Below are 19,029 nucleotides of genomic sequence, written 5' to 3'. Positions count from 1 at the left end.
AAGAGAGGCATCATGCCCGACACGATCCCAGACCGTTCTGTCCTGCTCGACCATGTCACGATCCGATTCGGCACTTACACCGCCGTCGACAACGCCAATCTCAAGATCAATTCCGGCGAATTCTTTTCCTTCCTCGGTCCGTCGGGGTGCGGCAAAACCACCATGCTGCGCTGTATTTCCGGTTTTTCCGAACCGACCGAGGGCAGGGTCCTGATCGGTGGCAAGGATATGGCCGGGGTTGGTCCGAACAAACGCCCGACCGCGCTGATTTTCCAGCATCTCGCATTGTTTCCGCTGATGACCGTGGCCGAGAACATCGCCTTTCCGCTCGAAGTGCGGGGCGTTTCCAAGAAAGAGCGCCGCAAAAAAGCCGACGAACTGCTGGAGATGATCGCGCTGCCGGGGATCGGCGACAAGAAACCGGGCGAGCTTTCGGGCGGTCAGAAACAGCGCGTGGCGATTGCCCGCGCTCTGGCCGTCGAGCCGGATATTCTGTTGCTCGACGAGCCTCTCTCCGCGCTCGATCTCAAGCTGCGTCAGCACATGCGCACGGAACTGCGCGCCATTCAGAAACAGGTCGGCGTGACCTTCATCTACATCACCCACGATCAGGGCGAAGCACTGACCATGTCCGACCGTGTGGCGGTGATGAGCCGGGGTGTGATCGAACAGGTCGGCGAGCCGGATCGCATCTACAACCGCCCGCGCTCGGCCTTTGTGGCGTCTTTCGTGGGCGAAAACAACGCGTTGCAGGGCGTTATCAAGGGCCAGTCCGGCGAGACAGCCGCGCTTGAGACCCCGATGGGCACGTTCGAGGCCCGCGTGGGCGGCGGGCGCAAATATAAGGCAGGCGACGAAGCATTGCTCTTTGTGCGCCCCGAACAGCTCATTCCCGGCGCGACCGAGAACGCCTTTCAGGCCACGCTCGCGCGGCAAGAATTCGAAGGCGCGACCAACCATGTCTTTGCGAAAGCCGGTGAGAACGAATTGCGTATTTCCATGGTCAACGCGGGGTTGGCGGGCAGCCTTCCGGGGCAGGGCGAGAGCCTGTCTCTGGGCTTCGCGCCGATGAACGGCACCATCCTTCCGGTCGGGCATATGGCGAGCGAAACATGAAACAGTTGAAACTCGCCTATGATGCCCTGCTCGCCAAACACGGGATGGGGGCGGCGCTCTTTGTCGCCATTTCCGTCACGCTCTGGGTTGTGGTGTTCATCACCCTGCCGCAGCTTTCGATGCTCGATTATTCCTTCCGTTTCAATCTGCCGGTGGATCAGCTCGGCACGGATGCGGATCACTACACGCTGGAACAGTATCGTAGCTTTTTCTTCAACAACGATGGCTCGGTGAACCGGCTCGATATCCTGATCCTCGTGCGCACGCTGATCGCGGCGCTGATCGTGACGGGCATCGACGTGATCATCTGCTACCCCATCGCTTATATCCTTGCGCACGGTGCCAAGGGTGTGGCCGCCCGGCTCATGGTGATCGGGCTGATCATTCCCTATTGGATCAACGAGATCCTGCGCGCCTTTGCCTTCCGCGTGCTCTTCGGTTCGACGGGTGTGGTGAACACATGGGGGATGCAGCTTGGGCTTTGGGACGCGCCGGTGGATTTCATCCGTGCCGATGTGGCGCTCTATTGCGGGCTTGCCTATGCCTATATCCTTCTGATGATCTTCCCGATCTACAATGCCGTCGAGGCGCTCGATCATACTCAGGTCGAAGCCGCCCGCGACATGGGCGCGCCTCTGTGGCGGGTGCATTGGCGGGTGGTTTTGCCGATGGCGAAACCCGGCATCGCTTCGGGCGCGACCATGGTTTTCATGCTCACCGCCGGTGCACTGGCCGCGCCGCAGATTTTGGGCGGACCGTCGTCCTTGTGGTTCACGCAAGTCATCTATCAGTGGTTCAATGAAAGTTCGAACTGGCCCAGAGGCTCGGCCTATGCCGTCGTCCTGCTCGTGACCTGTATCAGCTTCGTGTTGCTGATGATGCGTGTCTTCAAGGTCTCCGTCGGGGAGATCGGCAAATGAACAGGAATACAATTTTCGGCGGCGCCTATGCGCTTGCGTTCTTCTCCTTCCTCTTCGGTCCGCTGATCATCATGGCGCTGACCGCGTTCAATTCGTCGAGATTTCCACGGGTGGCCCCGTGGGAATGTTTCACCACCAACTGGTTTGGCGAATTGTTCGGCAATGCGCGCCTGATGGAAGGTCTGATGAACTCCGTAATCATCGGCCTTGGCGTCGTGGCTTTGGCTGTGCCGATCGGGCTTGCGGGGGCTCTGGCGCTTTCCGAGTTGCCCTCGAAGCTGCGCTCAACGCTTTACACGGTCCTGATCCTGCCGATCCTGATCCCTGGCGTGGTTTTGGGTATCTCGACCATCGTTCTGTGGGGGCAAATCTCGCGGGGCATCGGAGCGGGGTTTCTCTACAACGGCTATTTCCTGACCATCGTCGGCCAGATCACCTTTGTCTCGGCCTATGCCATGCTGGTGTTCATTGCGCGGTTGCAGCGGTTCGATGCGACCCAGACGGAGGCAGCTCTGGACCTTGGCGCAACCCCCGGTCAGGCGTTTCGCAAGATCCTTCTGCCTTTCATGGCGCCCGCCATCGGTTCGGCGGCGTTTATCACGCTTCTGGCCTCTTTCGAGAACTACAACACCACGGTGTTTACGGTTCTATCAGAAAGCACCTTTACCACCGCCCTTGCGTCCAAGGTGCGGCACGGCACCGATCCGTCCTTGTCCGCGCTGGCGGTGATCATCATCACCCTGACGCTAATCGGGGCGCTGACCAACGAGGCCTTCCAGCGCCGCAAGGAGGCGGAGGCCGGAGGGCGCGCCTCGCGTTCACCGCTTTATGCCAATCCGATAACACGGGCGCTGACCCATCCGGGGGTTGTGTTCGCGATCCTCGTGGCCGTGATCGGCGGGATCACCTACGCGGGTTCGCAATACGACAGCAGCCAGTGCGAGGCGGCGATCCTTCAGGAAAAACTCGACCGTCAGGAGGCGCTTCGTGCTGAGCAACGGGCCAGAATCGAGGCGCAGGAGGCGGAGCAGGGCGTCACCGTACCGAAACCCGACAGTGCCTTTGGCGGTGCTTTCGGAGGTGTGGGCACATCGGCCCCTGCGGCTCCTGCGCCGAAAGTCGAGAACAACTCGGCCTTTGGCGGGGCGTTTGGCGGGATTGCACCACCGCAGACAGAGGAATGAGAAAGGGGGCCGTAAGGCCCCCTTTTTTGTTTGTATTGCCTTCTCGCGCGGCTCCTCACTCCGGGATCGTGCGGGCATAGCCTTCGGTCGAAAGATCACGGAATTCCTTGAGCATTTCGATGAACCCGGCCACTTGATGTTCGCAGGTCGCCTTGCCCTTCTCAGCCGTCGCCAGATGCGCTTCGCCCACGGTGCCTTTCGGGTTCAGATCCTTCGACACCCAGGCCAGATTGACCGGCCCGATGGGCGAAATCGGCGCGGTCTCGGCGGTGGAGCGGAAATCCTCGGCCTTGGTCATATCCACCAGATGCGGTTTGAAATGCAGCATCAGAGAGGTCTCAAGGTCACCGCCATGGATGCCGTAAGTGCTCTCCTGCGCGCTATACATGCCCTCCGGTTTGCCGAAATTGCCCCATTGGCATTTCACGACCATCATCCCCGCCTGCACCCGAAGCTCTCGCCCCAGAATGGAGATCAGGTCGAGGTTGCCGCCATGGGAATTGACGATCACCATTTTCTTGAGACCCGCGCGCGCCACCGACAGCCCGATCTCGGTCCAAGCGTCGAGCGCGGTTTTCGCCGTATAGGTCAGCGTGCCATTGGCGTGGATATGCTCGTTCGATTTTCCGACCGCCTGTACCGGCAGGATGAGGATATCGAGATCGTCGGGGCAGGTGGCGCGGAGCTGGGCCAGCATGCCTTCGTTGATGTAAGTGTCCACGCCGACAGGCAGATGCGGCCCGTGCTGTTCCACGGCGGCGGTGGGCAGGATGACGATGGTTTTCTCGGGATTGAAATCGGCGAATTCCGTGGTGCGGTACTCGGCCCAGTCAAAGCGTCTCATTTGATGTCCTTTGGGGTATAGGTCGCGTCCAGCCGCGACCGCAGGTAATCCGCGCCGGTGACGGCGGGGTATTTCGCTTCCCCCGTGCCGGGCAGGGCGGCGATCACGCTGTCGGGGTTCGGGTCGAGGAAAAAGGCGATGGAGCGCCGGGCGGTTTTGGGTGGCAGAACCCGGTGCGGGGTCGAGACATAGATGTCGTTCGACCAGCGCATCAGGCAATCGCCTATGTTGACGACATAAGAGCCGGGCACATGCGGGACAGAGGTCCAGTCGCCCCCGCGTGGTTTGACCTGCAACCCACCAACCCCGTCGGTCATCAGCATGGTGACGGAGCCATAATCGGTATGCGCCCCCGCGCCGATGCCTTCTCCGTCCGGCGCCGCCGGGTAGGAGAGCACGCGCAGCGTCGCCATGGGCTCGGTGAAATGCGGCGGGAAATACCCCTCCGGCAGGTTCAGATCCATTTCAAACGCCTGATGCAGCCCGACCGCGAGCGCCAGAACCGCGTCGTAATAGGCCAACATGGTTTCGCGGAAGCCATCCACCTCGGGCCAGACATTGACGCCGCGAAACGGCTCGCCCGCCAACACGCGCGGATCGTCGGGCGGCAGGTCGAAACCGACGTTGAAAGCCTCCTTGCGATCCATCAGTCCGGAATTTTCGTCCAATGCCTCGGAACCCTGACAGGCCCAGCCGCGGTTGTGCGGGTTGTTGCGGATGTCGATCTTCGTCTTTTCTGCCATGGGAAGGGCAAAGAATTCATCTCCTTTGGCAAAAACATCTGCAATCAGGTCCTCGGGAATGCCGTGGCCTTTCACGAGGAAGAAACCGGTGTCGCGGCAGGCCGTGCCGAGATCCTTGACGAAGCCCTCGACATCGGAACCGGAGGCAAAGCGTTGCCAGTCAAGTACGGGAATGTCCATTCAACCCTCCTTGGGCGTTGGGACCGCAATCAGCCGGTCGAGCCGTTTCTGCACGCGTGCGAGGTGTTTAGCGCGGCTCTCGGGCGTTGAACTGTCCATCAGAAAATGCGCGGCAAAGGCGGTTTTGCAGCGCTTGGCAAGGATCACCCGCAGCCCGCGCATCAGAGTGCGTTTACCCGGAGCGCCGACGAAAAGCGTGAGCCAGCGCGACGCGCCGCAAGTGGTGAAGACGCCCAGCTTGGTGATATGGGTGAGACCCGGTTTGATGTCATCACCGTCTTGTTGCGGCATGATGAAGGCCACGCCCGCGACCATGGTGCGGTCGAGCCAGCCCTTGAGCATCGCGGGCAAGCCGTACCACCAGGTCGGATAGACGAAGATCAGGCTGTCGCACCACTCCAGATCGGCGCAGTCGCGATCCACCATAACGCGATTTTCCGGGACGTTCTCATAGATTTCGTGTTCGTGCGCGGAGAGGACCGGGTCGAACCCTTCGGCATAGAGATCGCGCAGGCGATATTCGACGCCGGCCTTCTCAAGGCGTTCGATTACGAGGTCTTTGATCCCGTGGTTGAAGGACGTCTCGCGCGGGTGGCAGTAGAGGACGAGGGCGCGTTTCATGCGCGCCTCCACATGAGAAGATGCGCCATCACATCGCCTCCATCTCGCGCCGCACCTTTTCAAGATGCGCCTTGAGCTTCGGAGCCTCGTTGCGGTTCATGTCGTAACACGCGATGTATTTCTTCTTCGGCATGCCGCAGGCGTACCAGACCGCCCGCGTGACGCATTTGCGCGGCGGATCGGCGTTCATCATCGCGCGCCAGCGTGTGCCGCCATAGGTGGTGCAGGCGTAGAGCTTCTTGATGTTGGTAAGACCCGGTCGGACCTTGCCGTCCACCAGTTTGAAGCTGACGCCCGGAAGGAAAATCCGGTCGAGAAAGCCCTTGAGGATCGCCGGATAGCCAAAGTTCCACACCGGGAAGACCATGACGAGCGCATCGGCGGCCTGAAGCCGCTCGACATAGTCGCGCACCGGTTCAATGTTTTCCGGCTCGTCGTGATAGCCCCGGCGGCCCTCGGTGGTGAGGACCGGCTGGAAGCCTTCGGCGTTCAGATCGCAATCGTCGACCTCCCAGCCGGATTTCCTGAGCGTCTCCACGACCACCTCATGCACCGCCGCATTGAAGCTTTCGGGGCAGGGGTGGGCGTAGAGGACAAGGACGCGGCCTTTGCTCATTCGGCGGCCTCCGGTTTCGGCGTGATCTTTGCGTAGGAATACATATCCGCGTAATCGAAATCCGGTTCGTCCCAAGCGATCATCTTGCCGGGGTTCAACAGGCCTTTCGGGTCCGCCTCGCGTTTGAAGTCGAGCTGACGCTGGTCGGTCGATTGCCGCCCGCCTTCTTCCAAAGTGTAGCGGTGCGGGTTGAAGATCATGCAGCCCATCGCCTCGTGTTTGGCGATCAGATCGTCGAGCTGCGCCTTGTCTTTTGGGAAGACGATCGGCAGGCCCGCGAAAGACAGCCCCGCGCCCTCGCGCATCACTTCGAGGTGCATGTAGAGATCGTCCTTGAACGTCTCATAGGCTTTCATGATCTTCTCGATGTCATCGCCATAGCGGACTTGGAGATAGGTCAGGTCCTTCTCGAACTTGAGCGCGCGCAGCGTGGTGTGGTTCCAGCCATATTCGAAGACCGGGCCGGGATGGCGATCCCATTTTACATCGTCGGACCGGTAAATGACCTCGCCACCTTCATAACGGCTCAAAAGGGTCTGGAAACCCGCCATGGACTGCGGTGCGACCATGACGCCGCAAAGGTGATCGTTCTCGGTCACATGGGCCTTCACGCGCTGGAAATATTTATGCGCGATGGGCGCGGCGTAGACCGAGGCGAGCTTGATCAGGATGCCCGGTTCGGCGGCCAGTTGTCCGGCGAATTCGGTTGCGGTGCGGAAGCTGTCAAAACGCACGAACATATCGACCCACTCATAGGCGGGTGCGAGCGGCATTTCGATTTCGGTGATGATGCCGTTGGTGCCATAGGCGTGGGAGACGCGGTGCAGTTCCTCGCCGGTGAACTCAAGCGCGCGTGGTTCGGCCTCCATGGTGATGACGCGCAGACGGTCGATATTGCCCAGATCGCGCAGCGCGCCCCAGTTCGCGGAGCCGACCCCGCCGGAGCCGCCCGCGATGAAGCCGCCCAGAGAGGCCTGCGAGGCCGTCGAGGGGATCATGCGCATTTCCTGACCGGAGGCTTTTTTCAGCTCTTCGTCCAGTTCCTTGATGATGATCCCCGGCTCGGCCACGACATAGCCCGCGCCGATTTCCTTGATCTTGTTCATGCCGGTCAGGTGCATGACACAGCCACCGGCAAGTGGCATGGCCTGACCGTAATTGCCCGTGCCGCCCCCGCGACAGGTGACGGGCACGTCATGTTTGTAACAGGTCTTGAGGACTTCGATCACTTCTTCCTCGGTCTTGGGATTGACCACGAAATCGGCTTCGAGATGATCCATTTCGGCCTTCAGGACCGGGGAGTACCAGAAGAAGTCCCGCGATTTGTTGCGGATGGTGGCGGGGTTTTCGTCAATCTCCAGATGGGAGAGTTCGGCCATTGCGGCTGCGACATTCGGTTTCATGATTTCACACTCACGATTTCATCAAGCTCAGAGTAGGAGGGCAGGGTACGGTCAATGGGATCTCCGTCCCTCAGCACCACCCTGTCGGATTGCGGTCGGGCGAAAAGCTCGGTCCAGCCGCGTGCGTTGCAGATGACCAGATCGGCGGGAGCGCCTGCGGTCAAAGTCGGTGTGTCGAACCCACAGGCCCTGGCCGGGTTGGCGAGAAACGCCTGCACCCAGGGCTGATCGGTGTGGTCGAGATGGCAAATCCGCGTCGCCTCGCGCATGACCTCGATCATGTCGAGATCGCCATAGGCATAGAACGGATCGCGGGTGTTGTCAGAGGCGAAGGAGACATTGACGCCCGCCGCGTTCAGCTCATGTGCCATGGTCACACCGCGCCAGCGCGGCGTGCGGCCTTTGTAGCGGTCTTGCAGATACATGTTGCACATCGGCAGTGAGACGACGTTGAGACCGGCCTTTGCGACCAGCGCGATGATCTCGTCGGCGGTCTCTTCCGGCATGACCGATATGGAACAGCAATGGCCGACCGTTACCGTGTTCTTGAAGCGAAGCTCTAGAACGGTCTCCGCGATGGTGCGCAGCGTGTCGGAGGTTGGGTCGTCCGTCTCATCCACATGGAAATCGACGTCGAGATCGTAGAGCATCGCATAGTGGAAGAAATCCAATAGCCGCTCTTTCAGATCGGGCACCGGATAGGTGACAGAACCGAGGATTTGACCGGCATCCGCGACGATTCTGGCAATCGCCGGAAAGTCGCCCTGATCCTTGAAAATCTTGTCGATGGCGACGAGACAGGAGGCTTGCAGATCAATCTTGCCCGCCCATTTCTCCTGCATCCGTTTGACCACGCCAAAGGAGGACGAGGCGAGATCGTCGAGGCTGTCGATATGGGTGCGGATCGCTTTCGTCCCATGCGCATAGGCGCAGCGCAGGGCGAAATCCATCCGCGCTTCAACATCCGTCGCCGTCCAGTTCGCGTGATCCGCGCGCACGGTCTCCAAAGCCCCCATGAAAGAGCCATCGGGGTTTGCGGCGCGGGGCCATGTGTGGCCCTTGTCGAGATGCGTGTGCATATCGACGAAGGCCGGGAAGACCATGGCGCCCTTCATGTCGATATGCGGGATGTCGATTGTAGTTTCGGCCGGTTGCCCAGCGTCCGTTTTTACAATCTTGCCGTCTTTGATCGTCAGATCGGTGGTGATGAGGTCGCCGGGTTGACCGAGTAGGCTGGCCGGAACCGTGACATTTAAAAGTGTCTTCGCGCCGCTGGGCAGAACGCAAAAGCTCATATAGGTCCTTATGACTCCCGTTTGATCGCACTTTCGTGCCATTTGTGCAGCAATGCATGGGATAGCAGAGAGGCTGCGGTGAAGATCACGACACCTGTGGCCGCGATCAGAAGAAGCGCCGCGAACATGCGCGGAATGTTGAGACGATATCCAGCTTCAAGGATGCGGAAAGCGAGCCCCGATCCGATGCCGCCAGTGCCCGCGACATATTCCGCGACCACGGCCCCGATCAGCGACAGACCACCGGCGATGCGCAGACCGCCGAGGAAATAGGGCAGAGCGGTGGGCAGTTGCAGGTAACGCAGCCGCTGCCAGCGCGTGGCGCCGTAGATTTTATAGAGATCGCGCAGGTTGTGATCGGTCGAATTGAGGCCCAGCGTGGTGTTCGACAGGATCGGGAAGAAGGCCACGATCCAGGCGCACAAGAGAAGTGCGGCCAGCCGGTTGTCCACATAGATGAAGATCAGCGGCGCGATGGACACGACCGGCGTCACCTGAAGGATCACCGCAAAAGGGTAGAACGACATCTCGAAATAGCGCGACTGGGTGAAGAGGATCGCAAGCCCCACGCCGCCGATCACTGCGACGGCCAAAGCGGCCAAAGTGATCTTGAGCGTCACCATGAGGGCCGAGGACAGCATCCCCCAGTCCTTGATCAGGGTTTCAAGAACCACGCCCGGCCCCGGAAGAATATAGTGCGGGATGTTGTTCCACACCACGATGCGGTCCCAGAGAAAAATCGCCAGAGCGATCACCACCACGGGCAACACCCATTTGGCGACCTTCTCGCGTTTTTGCGCGCGGGCGTAGCGGAGTTCTTCTTCATCGACCACGGGGGCCATATTCATATCTGTCGTGCTCATGCCGAGGCCCTCGCGCCATGTTCATTCATTGCCGCATGCAGCGCGTCGGACGCCTTGCGGCACAGCTCCGCATAGTCTGCGGAGGTGCGGAATTCCTCGGTGCGCGGGTAGGGCGCATCGACGGTGACCTCGGAGGAGACCCGACCGGGGCGCGCCGCCATGACGACGATGCGATCCGACAGGAATACGCTCTCGAACACCGAATGGGTCACGAAAATCACCGTGCATTTGAGCTTTTCGCGCAACTCCAGAAGGTCGTTGTTCAGCTTGTGACGGGTGATCTCGTCGAGCGCGGCGAAAGGTTCGTCCATCAGGATCAGCCGCGGTTCGGTCACCAGCGCGCGGGCAATCGACACCCGCATTTTCATTCCGCCGGAAAGCTCGCGCGGGTAGCTTTTCTGGAATTTCTCCAGGCCAACCATATTGAGTGCCCACATGATCTCGTCCTGCACCTGCACCAGAGATTTACCGCGTAGCCGGAAGGGCAGCCAGACGTTCTGTTCCACCGTCGCCCATGGCATCAGGGTGGGTTCCTGAAACACCACGCCCAGATCGCCGCTCTTCATCCCGCCATCCCAGGTGATATGGCCGGAGGTCGGGCGCATCAGCCCGGAAATCAACCGCAGCGCCGTGGATTTGCCACAGCCGGAAGGGCCCAGAAGCGAAATGAAGTCGCCTTGGTTGACGGTCAGGTTCATATCCTTGAGCGCCACGACATTGCCGTTGAAAACCTTGTCCACGTTGGACATGTCCAAAAGCTTTGCGCGCTGGCCCATGGGAGGGATGGAGGTGGGAGGGGTCATGTGCGTCTTTCGCGTCCTGATCGGCGGGGCCGGAAAATGCCGCCCCCGCGTGTCGTGTCCGGTGGACCTTATTTCAGGTCCATGCCGACTTTCTGGTTGGTGAATTCGAGCGTATAGGCGGAGGAATAATCCAGCCCCGCTTCGATGACACCGGCGTCGACCATCTTGTCGTAGAAGTCCTTGATTTTCTCGTCGGTCATCGCGCCGATGCCAAGCTCAAGCGCGTCGCCGCTGTCGACGATACCCTCGGATTTCATCTTCTCGATGGCGAAGTCGATCTTGTCCTGCGTCATGTCGGGGTTATCCGCCATGATCATCTCGTTCGCCGCCGAGTTGTCGTTATAGAGGTAGTTGTACCAGCCGATCGCAGAGCCATCGACGAAACATTTTACTGCCTCAGGGGTTTCGTCGATCGTCTTCTGCATGGTTTCGATCGTGGTGGCGTAGGTCGAATAGCCTGCATCGGCGATCAGGAAGACGTCGGGGGTGAAGCCGCCCTCTTTCTCGATCACATAGGGCTCGGAGGACAGGTAACCCTGCATCGCCATGTTCTCATCGGCGAGGAAGGGCGCCGGGTTGAACGTGTAGGGCTGACGCTGCTCGGCGGTGAAACCATAGGCCGCGATCATCCACTGATAGTAGGAGGCAAAGCCGTTGTCGCCAATCAGCAGCGTCAGGTTTTTCAGATCCTCAAAGGTCTTCGCCTTGCCCGGATGCGCGATGATCACCTGCGGGTGCTTCTGGAAGGTGGCAGCCACGGCGACGACCGGGATGCCTTCCTTGGCGGCGTTGAATGCCTGAAGAAGATCACCGCCCATGTGGAACTGGATCTTGTCGGCCATCATCAGCGCGCGGTTGTTGACCTGCGGGCCGCCCGGCTGGATCGTCACGTCGAGTCCGCAGGCGGCATAGGTGCCGTCGGCGACGGCCTGATAGTAACCGCCGTGCTCGGCCTGAGCCAGCCAGTTGGTGCCGAAGGACACCGGCGTGAGGTCCGCAGCGAAGGCTGCGGTGGAAGTGGTCGCGGCAAGGGCAAGCCCCGCGAGAACGCGTGTCATGGTCATGTAAATTCTCCGTGGGTGAAATTCCGCAGACCACGTTAGCGAAACCATCGGGGGGGAGGCACAGGGGGGAGTTGCGGGAAATTGCATACAATCTCCAAATGCCCAATTTGGGGGCAGAAATCTGGCTGTGTGGTCAATATTCATGCGCATAGCAGCAAAATCGGATGCGACATTGTACACAATGAGGACCGTTCCCGTCGCAAAATGGCATGAGGAAAGGGCGACAAACGAATCTCGAACCAAAGGCCCCAGATCATGAAGACCCCCCTGACCCCCGCCGCTATCGCCGCTCCTTTCGGGGCCTATAATCACGGCGTCATGGGGCCGTCCGGGGGGCGGGTCATCGTGACCTCGGGGCAGTTGGGACTCGCCCCTGACGGTAGTTGTCCGGAAGGCGTTAAAGCACAGGCAGAACAGTGTTTCGCCAATATCGACGCCATTCTCGCCGAGGCGGGCGCGGGGCGTGACGACGTGATCCGCATCAGCGCTTTCGTGACGCAACGCGAGGATTTTCCGATCTATATGGCGGTGCGGGATGCCTGGCTCGCCGAAGTGACGGTCAAACCCGCTTCGACCCTGATCATCGTCACCGGATTTACCCGTGAAGAATTCAGGGTCGAGGTCGAGGTGACCGCCGTCGCTCCGGTCTGACGCAGAACGCAAGTTGCCTGTTTTTTCAGCGCTATTTCGGGGTCAGCCGACGAAACCGGGGTTCGGGATCGGATTGGACCATGCCCGTTTGCCGGATCGGTCGATCACCGTGACGCGCAGCCAGGGGCTGTTGTACAGCCGGGGCAGGGGCACTTCGGTACGGGTCAGGCTTTGGCCATGAATGGCCGTCGCCGCCGTGCCATGACCCTGCACGATGACCGAGGAGACGGCGCTGCAATCCACCACAACACGGCCTGCCGTGGCCTCGACATGGCGCAGTTCTGGCCCTTGCGAACTGTAGAAATCGCCACGCTTGAGGGCGTCGAGCAGGGCGTCAGGCGTCAGTTCTTTGGATTTGACCATGACCCAGCCGCCGAAATGATCGGGTTCGGTGAAATGCGCATCATCTGTGGCGATCAGCGTCAGATCGCGCCCTTCGGAGAGCAGAAGATCGGCATAGAACGCCCCGTCCGCACGGTCACAGCCCATGGCGCAGCCATGGTTGTAAATCTCCACCGCATGAGCGGCGTCGAGGGAGCGGGCATCCGCAAGGCTCATCCCCGACCATTGCGGGTGGGCGACGGCAACAAACGCTCCGGCCTCACGCGCACGCCGGGCAATCTCCGGCCCGCTTTCCTGATCCTCGACGGGCAGGAAGCCCGGAGAATTAGATGGGGCGAAATCGGCGGGCAGACCGACCGCCAGAATATGCCACAGCTCGCCATTCTCCATCGCCCCGGAATGCAGTTCGGCCCCCAGAAGCGTGGTGAAGCCTTCCTCGCGAAACGGCAGCGTGTCGGCCAGCGGGTAACCATACATACCGATGAAATGATCGGTCAGGGCGATGAAGTCATAGCCCTCCGCCTTGTAGCGGCGGCAGACTTCGGCGGGCTCAAGACAGCCATCGGAGAGGGCCGAATGGGTGTGCAGGTTGCCGCGCCAGAAACGGCCGGGGGCGGTGAAGGCGGTGGGGATCATGGCAGGCTCCAAAGTCTAGGGTTCTCTTTAGAGCCCCGATGTGACCTATCCGTGACAGATTGCCGAGCGCCTGTCAGGTCCGTTTTTTAGAGCCAGCCCAAGAAATCATAGAGGCAGGGCGCGCGTCAGAGTTTGACGCCTATGCGTTTGAGTACCGGTTGCCACTGTGCCTTCATGGGGGTGTATTTCGCTTGCGACTGGTCGAAAATCGACAGACCTTCGCGGGCGAGGTCGATATAGGCGGCGCGTTCGGAAATCATTGTCACAAGCTCCTGCCCGTTGGCTTCGAGAAACTCCTTGAGCAGCCGCGCGTCCTTGCGCCGCGGGTCGATGCGTGAACCGATGGGCATGATGTCGACCTTGTCCTTGCGGATGCGTTTCAGATCGCGCAGGGATTTGAGGAAGGCCTTGATGGCCAACTCATCGAACATCGAGGCCATGACCGGGGTAATCATCACATCGGCGTCCTTCAAAAGCGCTTTCGCCGCTGTGCTTTCAAGTCCCGCACCGCTGTCGATCACCAGCCAGTCGGTCTTTCCCGGCACCGAAGGGCGCGCCTCCCCGGACCAGTTCAACACCGGAATATGCGCGGCATAGGCCGAGCGCCGTTTGCCCCACATCCGCGCGGATTGCTGCGGGTCGGCATCGGCGATGGCGACCCGTTTGCCGTTCGCACGCAGAGCCGCGGCAAGTGTGATGGCTGTCATCGTCTTGCCGGATCCACCCTTGCTGTTGGCAACGAGAAGTGTCTTCACGGCTTACGATCCTTTCTTGGAATTCTTCTTCAAAAACTTGCGGATATGGTCGCGCAGCTCGCGGGAGGCGGAGGTGTCCATCTCTTCGCAAAGCGCCACAAAGGCGTCGCGGTCCTCCTTGGGCAGGCGGATGATCAGCGAGCTGTCTTTTTTATTTTTCGGCGCCATGCCTACCCCTTGGCCACGCCATGGCCATCGTCATTGTCTGCCTATACGGTGTATATACAGGCAGGGGGGGGGTCAAGGCAGGTTTCGGAAATTTCCAAGGGGCTTACGCCTTTTGGACGGCATCCAGATGATGTTCGGCCATGTGTTTGGCGGTGCGTGCAAAGCTCGGATCGCGGGTGTGCTGGGCGGCGACGATGGCGCCATCGAGCAACACGGCGAAAGAGCGCGCGGTTTCGGTCACATCGGGCACTTTAAGCTCGATCGCCTGCGCCTTGAGCCATGTCAGGATGTGTTCCTTGTGTTTTTCGGCGGCTTTGCGCACCGCATCATTGCCCGTGTCGAATTCCGCCACCGCATTGATGAACGGGCAGCCGTAAAAGCCCGGATCTGAGAACCAGTCTTCGAGCACATCGAACACCGCCAGCATCCGGGTGCGTGCCGGGCCCTCGACGGCGGCGAGGCGGCCAAAGAACCAGTTGCGCCATGTGTTGCCCTCGGCTTCCAGCACGGCGGCGATCAAATCCTCTTTCGATTTGAAATGATGATAAAGCGTCGCTTTTGCGGTCCCGGCGCGGGTCAGGATCGTGTCGATCCCGGTGGCGGCGAAGCCATGGTTGCAAAACAGATGCGAGGCCGCTGTCATGATTTTGTCGCGCGCGGTTTTCGGCTCCATCGCGGCAAAGCTCCAATCGGAAGTTTGCAGGGAGCAGAAGTCCTGTGGGCTGTCTTCCATCTCGGGTCTCCGGCAATCTGAACGCAATATGTGCGCGCCGGATGGGGGAATCGCCCTCCGGCACATGTCTTAAATCTCCCTCTCATATATATCGCAAAAAAACAAGACAGCTCTGTCTATTGTTGCGGGTGGGATTCTCAGGTGCGACAATCTTGCAGGTGCGGGGGTTTTGAGCGGGTTTTGAGGGCGACATTCGATCAATATTGCCCAGATGCGAGCAGTCTACCTCAATTTTTGCTGAATATTTGAGCAGGAAAATAAGAGTCACCTTTTCCGACATTCGGGTGTTGACGGCTGGCTCATCTTTGCATCTCGATAAGACAGAACGGTTTGTGCAGTTTGTGCAAACAGCCCGGAGTGAGAAGAGATGGCCGTGACCAAAATGAAAGATCAGACCCCTTCCCAGCCGTCCGAAAGATCAGACCCCTTCCCAGCCGTCCGATGGACAGGCGCAGGAGCCGGCGCACCCGCGTGTTATTATCGGTGCGCATGTGGCGGTCAAAGGGCTGAGCCACAGCTATCGCAGGGCTGATGGTCATGTGCTTGAGGACATGGATTTCGAAATTCATCAGGGTGAGGTCGTGGCCCTTCTTGGCCGCTCCGGCTGTGGTAAATCTACCTTGTTGCACATGCTCGCGGGCCTCACGCATCCGTCCGAGGGGCAGGTGGTGATCAATGGCAATGTGGTTGAACATCCTTCCCCGAAATGGGTGATGATGTTTCAGGCGCCGTCGCTTTACCCATGGATGACCGTGGCGCAGAACGCAGGGCTTGGCCTTAAGTTCACCCGTCGCAGCTACGAGATCGCCAAACGCGTGCCGGAGGTCCTTGACCTTGTCGATCTGGGCGCCTTTGCGGATCGCAACGCGCAGGAATTGTCCGGCGGTCAGCAACAGCGTGTCGCCTTGGCCCGCTCTCTGGCGCCGCGCCCGGAGATGCTTTTGCTCGACGAGCCCTTCTCTGCGCTTGATGCCTTCACCCGCCGCTCGCTTCAGCAGGACGTGCGCAAGATCGCCAAGGACCTTGGCCTGACGCTCGTGATCGTGACCCATGACGTGGGTGAGGCGGTGCGCATGGCGGATCGGGTGCTGGTGCTCAAGGCCAATCCGGGCCGCATCGCCGAAGACACGCAGATCGAGCTGTCCGAAGAGGAACGCGGCGGCGGCTCCGATGCCTTTGGCCGCGAACACGCCCGCCTCATGAGCATTTACGCCGAGGTCGCCGAGATGGGAGACGCACCTGTCGAGAACGATTTCACCCGCCTTTCCGAATAATCCGAACAAGACCAACCGAACACCAACAGGGACCTGACATGACTGACGACCACAAGAAAACTTGCGGCCACGGCCATCATCACCACGACCTCCACAATGACCTTCATGGCGCTTGCTGTGGCGGCAACACCGAGTTCGATCCGGGCCGTCGCTCGGCGCTCGACCTGCTCGCAAAGGGCGGTTTGGCGGCCCTTTTGGGCGGCATGCCCGCGATGTTGCCGCGTATGGCGCAGGCGCAGGACGACGACGTTTTGCGCATCGGCTACCTGCCGATCACCGACGCCACGCCGCTTCTGCTGGCGCACGCCAAGGGCTATTTCGAGGAGGAGGGCATTAAGGCCGAACAGCCGACCCTGATCCGGGGCTGGTCGCCGCTGATCGAGGGCTTTGCCTCCGGCAAGTTCAACCTCGTGCACTTCCTCAAACCGATCCCGGTCTGGATGCGCTACAACAACAATTTCCCGGTCAAAATCATGTCCTGGGCGCACACCAACGGCTCCGCTCTGGTGGTCGGCAAGCACACGGACATCGAAGATTTCGCTGGTCTTGGCGGCAAACAGGTCGCTGTGCCGTTCTGGTATTCGATGCACAACATCGTGCTGCAATACGCGCTCCGCGCCAACGGCATCAAAGCCGTGATCAAGCCGCAGGGCGAGCCGATCGCAGCCGATGAATGCAACCTTCAGGTCCTGCCGCCGCCCGAAATGCCGCCCGCGCTCGCCGCCAAGAAGATCGACGCTTACATCGTGGCCGAGCCGTTCAACGCCTTGGGCGAGTTGAAAGCAGGCGCGCGGATGCTGCGCTTTACCGGCGACATCTGGAAAAACCACCCGTGCTGCGTTGTCTGTATGCATGAAGAGGCGACGACCGCGAAGCCGGAATGGACCCAGGGCGTGATGAACGCCGTGGTGCGCGCCTCGATCTATGCCTCTCAGAACAAAGAGGAAGTGGCGGAGTTGCTGTCGAAAGACGGGGCAGGGTATCTGCCGGCACCTGCGCCCGTGGTGAAACGCGCCATGACGCTTTACGAGAACAACCACGATTACATCGCCTCGGGCGCGATCAAGCATCAGGCCGAGTTCCACAACGGCCGGATCGACTTCCAGCCCTGGCCGTACCCGTCGGCAACCAAGCTCATCGTCGAGGCGATGAACGAGACGGTCGTGTCCGGGGAGACCACCTTCCTTGAAGGGCTCGATCCGCAATTCGTGGCCGACGATCTGGTCAACTACGATTACGTCAAAGCCGCGCTTGAGAAATACCCGGAGTGGAAGAACGATCCCTCGGTCGCCACCGGTGGCGATCCTTACACCCGTGAGGAGATCTTCAAGCTATGAGCGACGTGACCCAGCTTCCTGCGACAGGTTTCTCCCTGCCGAAGCTGGGCCGCTTCCGCGGCCTTGCGAACGGGATACTCGGCATTGGCATACTGCTGGTGCTGTGGTGGCTCGGCGGATGGATCGTTCAAAACAGCGACGATCTTTTCGCCTTCGCGGATTTCGCTCCGGCACCGACGCTGTCGCGGCTCTGGGAGATGCTCATGGACGGCGAGGTTGTGGAGATGTCCGGGCCGTCGCTGATGCGGGTGGGGCTGGGCCTCTTTTACGCCATCGTCATTGGTGTGCCGGTGGGGATCATGATCGGGCGGATGAAGCGCCTCAACGAGGTCGCCAACGTGCCCTTCCAGTTCCTGCGGATGATTTCGCCGCTCTCGTGGATGCCGATTGCAGTCATGGCGTTTTCCACATGGGACGGGGCGATCATTTTCCTGATCGGTATGGCCGCGGTCTGGCCGATCCTGTTCTCCACCGCCGGCGGTGTGCGCCGGATTGATCCCGCGTGGCTCAAGGTGGCGCGAAATCTGGGTGCCAACCCACTGCATATGCTGTTCTCGGTGATCCTTCCGGCCATCGCCGTGGATATCCTCTCGGGCATTCGCCTCGCGCTGGGTGTCGCCTGGGTGGTTTTGGTGCCCGCCGAATATCTCGGCGTCACCTCTGGGCTCGGTTACGCGATCAACGATGCGCGCGATACGCTCGAATACGACCGGCTGGCCGCCACGGTGGTGGTGATCGGGGTGATCGGTTTCGCCCTCGATGCCCTCGCGGGCCAGCTCATCAGGAAATTCAACTGGGTGCGCTCAGACGGGCACTGAAGCCCTGCGCTCCCTGACTTTTAACCCACCAGACGCAACGGAGGAATTCCCATGTCTGAACCCGTAACCGCTCTCACCGGCTGTCTTGCGCCGGATGTCGACGGGCTGGACCCGATCTCGAAAGAGGGGCTTGAGGCGCTGATCGCGTCCGGCAAGGCCAACCCGAAGGCGATCAAGACGCTGAAATGCAAAACCGTCGCGGAAGGGCGTTTCCGTCACGCCAACTACATCCGCGATCTCGCCCCCTACATCGTGGACGAGCCGCCGGGGCTTCTGGGCGACGACACCGCGCCGAACCCGTCGGAGGCCTCTCTGGCCGCACTCGGCTCCTGTGTCGCCGTCGGTCTGCACGCCAACGCCATCGCACGCGGCATCAAGATCAAGAAGCTTGAGCTCGAACTCGAAGGCGATCTGAACATCACCGCCGTCTGGGGCACGGGCGACGTGTCCGAGAAGCCGGTGGGCTTCACCGATGTGCGCATCAAGGTCGATATGGAAGCCGATTGCCCGCAAGAGGAAATCGACGCCCTGATCACCCATGTCACGCAATGGTCGCCGGTGTTCAACACCTTCTCGCGTCCGGTGAACATGGTCGCCGAGCGCGTCTGACACCCTTTCCGGGGGCCGTCCGAGAGACGCGCATAGGACGGCCCCCGCTTTTTC

At 60.4% G+C, this 19,029-nt stretch carries 21 protein-coding genes; 8 read left to right on the top strand and 13 right to left on the bottom strand.

The features are described 5' to 3' along the window. The first annotated feature begins 12 nt into the window (after positions 1-12). The 3 genes from C8N42_RS14735 to C8N42_RS14725 are packed head-to-tail and all read left to right on the top strand — an operon-like array spanning position 13 to position 3,220. The gene (locus tag C8N42_RS14735) at positions 13-1,116 is read left to right on the top strand and encodes an ABC transporter ATP-binding protein (RefSeq protein ID WP_107817341.1); all 1,104 of its coding nucleotides are present in this window, start codon (positions 13-15) and stop codon (positions 1,114-1,116) included. After that, positions 1,113-2,036, top strand: coding sequence for an ABC transporter permease (locus C8N42_RS14730; protein ID WP_245890161.1), 924 nt, complete (start codon positions 1,113-1,115; stop codon positions 2,034-2,036). Before C8N42_RS14735 ends, C8N42_RS14730 begins: the two co-directional genes overlap by 4 nt. Next, a complete protein-coding gene (locus C8N42_RS14725; protein ID WP_107817340.1) occupies positions 2,033-3,220 on the top strand; it encodes an ABC transporter permease in 1,188 nt (395 codons plus the stop codon). Before C8N42_RS14730 ends, C8N42_RS14725 begins: the two co-directional genes overlap by 4 nt. Positions 3,221-3,275: 55 nt before the next feature. Here C8N42_RS14725 and C8N42_RS14720 read toward each other — a convergent pair whose 3' ends face one another. The 9 genes from C8N42_RS14720 to C8N42_RS14680 form a co-directional block, all read right to left on the bottom strand. Beyond that, entirely contained in the window at positions 3,276-4,064 is a 789-nt protein-coding gene (locus C8N42_RS14720) for a creatininase family protein (RefSeq protein WP_107817339.1), read from the bottom strand. Next, the gene (locus C8N42_RS14715; RefSeq protein ID WP_107817338.1) at positions 4,061-4,987 is read right to left on the bottom strand and encodes an isopenicillin N synthase family dioxygenase; all 927 of its coding nucleotides are present in this window, start codon (positions 4,985-4,987) and stop codon (positions 4,061-4,063) included. Before C8N42_RS14715 ends, C8N42_RS14720 begins: the two co-directional genes overlap by 4 nt. Further along, positions 4,988-5,608: an NAD(P)H-dependent oxidoreductase gene (locus C8N42_RS14710; RefSeq protein ID WP_107817337.1), complete on the bottom strand. Its 621-nt coding sequence runs from the start codon at positions 5,606-5,608 to the stop codon at positions 4,988-4,990. It abuts the gene before it with no gap. A 28-nt stretch (positions 5,609-5,636) separates the two neighbouring features. Beyond that, positions 5,637-6,224 carry an NAD(P)H-dependent oxidoreductase gene (locus tag C8N42_RS14705; RefSeq protein ID WP_107817336.1) on the bottom strand — a complete coding sequence of 196 codons (588 nt, stop codon included), beginning with the start codon at positions 6,222-6,224 and terminating at the stop codon, positions 5,637-5,639. Next, positions 6,221-7,627, bottom strand: a complete 1,407-nt coding sequence (locus C8N42_RS14700) for an FAD-binding oxidoreductase (RefSeq protein WP_107817335.1) — start codon at positions 7,625-7,627, stop codon at positions 6,221-6,223. The genes C8N42_RS14705 and C8N42_RS14700 overlap by 4 nt, the downstream gene beginning before the upstream one ends. Further along, on the bottom strand, positions 7,624-8,922 hold the full coding sequence (locus tag C8N42_RS14695) for a cytosine deaminase (RefSeq protein ID WP_107817334.1): 1,299 nt from the start codon (positions 8,920-8,922) through the stop codon (positions 7,624-7,626). Before C8N42_RS14695 ends, C8N42_RS14700 begins: the two co-directional genes overlap by 4 nt. 8 nt (positions 8,923-8,930) lie before the next feature. After that, positions 8,931-9,785: an ABC transporter permease gene (locus C8N42_RS14690; protein WP_107817333.1), complete on the bottom strand. Its 855-nt coding sequence runs from the start codon at positions 9,783-9,785 to the stop codon at positions 8,931-8,933. Next, the gene (locus tag C8N42_RS14685; protein WP_170109317.1) at positions 9,782-10,588 is read right to left on the bottom strand and encodes an ABC transporter ATP-binding protein; all 807 of its coding nucleotides are present in this window, start codon (positions 10,586-10,588) and stop codon (positions 9,782-9,784) included. The genes C8N42_RS14690 and C8N42_RS14685 overlap by 4 nt, the downstream gene beginning before the upstream one ends. A 68-nt stretch (positions 10,589-10,656) precedes the next feature. Then, on the bottom strand, positions 10,657-11,652 hold the full coding sequence (locus C8N42_RS14680) for an ABC transporter substrate-binding protein (protein WP_107817331.1): 996 nt from the start codon (positions 11,650-11,652) through the stop codon (positions 10,657-10,659). Between the two features lie 255 nt (positions 11,653-11,907). Between C8N42_RS14680 and C8N42_RS14675 the strand changes: the two genes are divergently transcribed. Further along, positions 11,908-12,303, top strand: coding sequence for a RidA family protein (locus C8N42_RS14675; RefSeq protein WP_107817330.1), 396 nt, complete (start codon positions 11,908-11,910; stop codon positions 12,301-12,303). A gap of 42 nt (positions 12,304-12,345) precedes the next feature. Here C8N42_RS14675 and C8N42_RS14670 read toward each other — a convergent pair whose 3' ends face one another. The 4 genes from C8N42_RS14670 to C8N42_RS14660 all read right to left on the bottom strand — a co-directional run bounded on the left by C8N42_RS14670 (position 12,346) and on the right by C8N42_RS14660 (position 14,937). Beyond that, on the bottom strand, positions 12,346-13,281 hold the full coding sequence (locus C8N42_RS14670; RefSeq protein ID WP_107817329.1) for a PHP domain-containing protein: 936 nt from the start codon (positions 13,279-13,281) through the stop codon (positions 12,346-12,348). Positions 13,282-13,406: 125 nt separating this feature from the next. Further along, a complete protein-coding gene (locus C8N42_RS14665) occupies positions 13,407-14,036 on the bottom strand; it encodes a ParA family protein (protein ID WP_107817328.1) in 630 nt (209 codons plus the stop codon). A gap of 3 nt (positions 14,037-14,039) precedes the next feature. Continuing rightward, positions 14,040-14,204 (bottom strand): hypothetical protein, encoded by a 165-nt coding sequence (locus C8N42_RS21645; protein WP_170109316.1) that lies wholly within the window; start codon positions 14,202-14,204, stop codon positions 14,040-14,042. Between the two features lie 103 nt (positions 14,205-14,307). Next, entirely contained in the window at positions 14,308-14,937 is a 630-nt protein-coding gene (locus tag C8N42_RS14660) for a TetR/AcrR family transcriptional regulator (protein ID WP_170109315.1), read from the bottom strand. Positions 14,938-15,488: 551 nt separating this feature from the next. Here C8N42_RS14660 and C8N42_RS14655 point away from each other — a divergent pair. The 4 genes from C8N42_RS14655 to C8N42_RS14640 are packed head-to-tail and all read left to right on the top strand — an operon-like array spanning position 15,489 to position 18,975. After that, the gene (locus C8N42_RS14655; protein ID WP_107817369.1) at positions 15,489-16,211 is read left to right on the top strand and encodes an ABC transporter ATP-binding protein; all 723 of its coding nucleotides are present in this window, start codon (positions 15,489-15,491) and stop codon (positions 16,209-16,211) included. A gap of 38 nt (positions 16,212-16,249) precedes the next feature. Then, entirely contained in the window at positions 16,250-17,548 is a 1,299-nt protein-coding gene (locus tag C8N42_RS14650) for an ABC transporter substrate-binding protein (RefSeq protein WP_107817326.1), read from the top strand. Further along, positions 17,545-18,366, top strand: a complete 822-nt coding sequence (locus C8N42_RS14645; RefSeq protein ID WP_107817325.1) for an ABC transporter permease — start codon at positions 17,545-17,547, stop codon at positions 18,364-18,366. Before C8N42_RS14650 ends, C8N42_RS14645 begins: the two co-directional genes overlap by 4 nt. 51 nt (positions 18,367-18,417) lie before the next feature. Next, on the top strand, positions 18,418-18,975 hold the full coding sequence (locus C8N42_RS14640; RefSeq protein WP_107817324.1) for an OsmC family protein: 558 nt from the start codon (positions 18,418-18,420) through the stop codon (positions 18,973-18,975). The last annotated feature ends 54 nt before the right edge of the window (positions 18,976-19,029 follow it).

It is taken from the genome of Celeribacter persicus, assembly GCF_003050785.1.
GTDB lineage: Bacteria > Pseudomonadota > Alphaproteobacteria > Rhodobacterales > Rhodobacteraceae > Celeribacter > Celeribacter persicus.
This window is presented reverse-complemented; position numbering and strand designations above follow the sequence as displayed.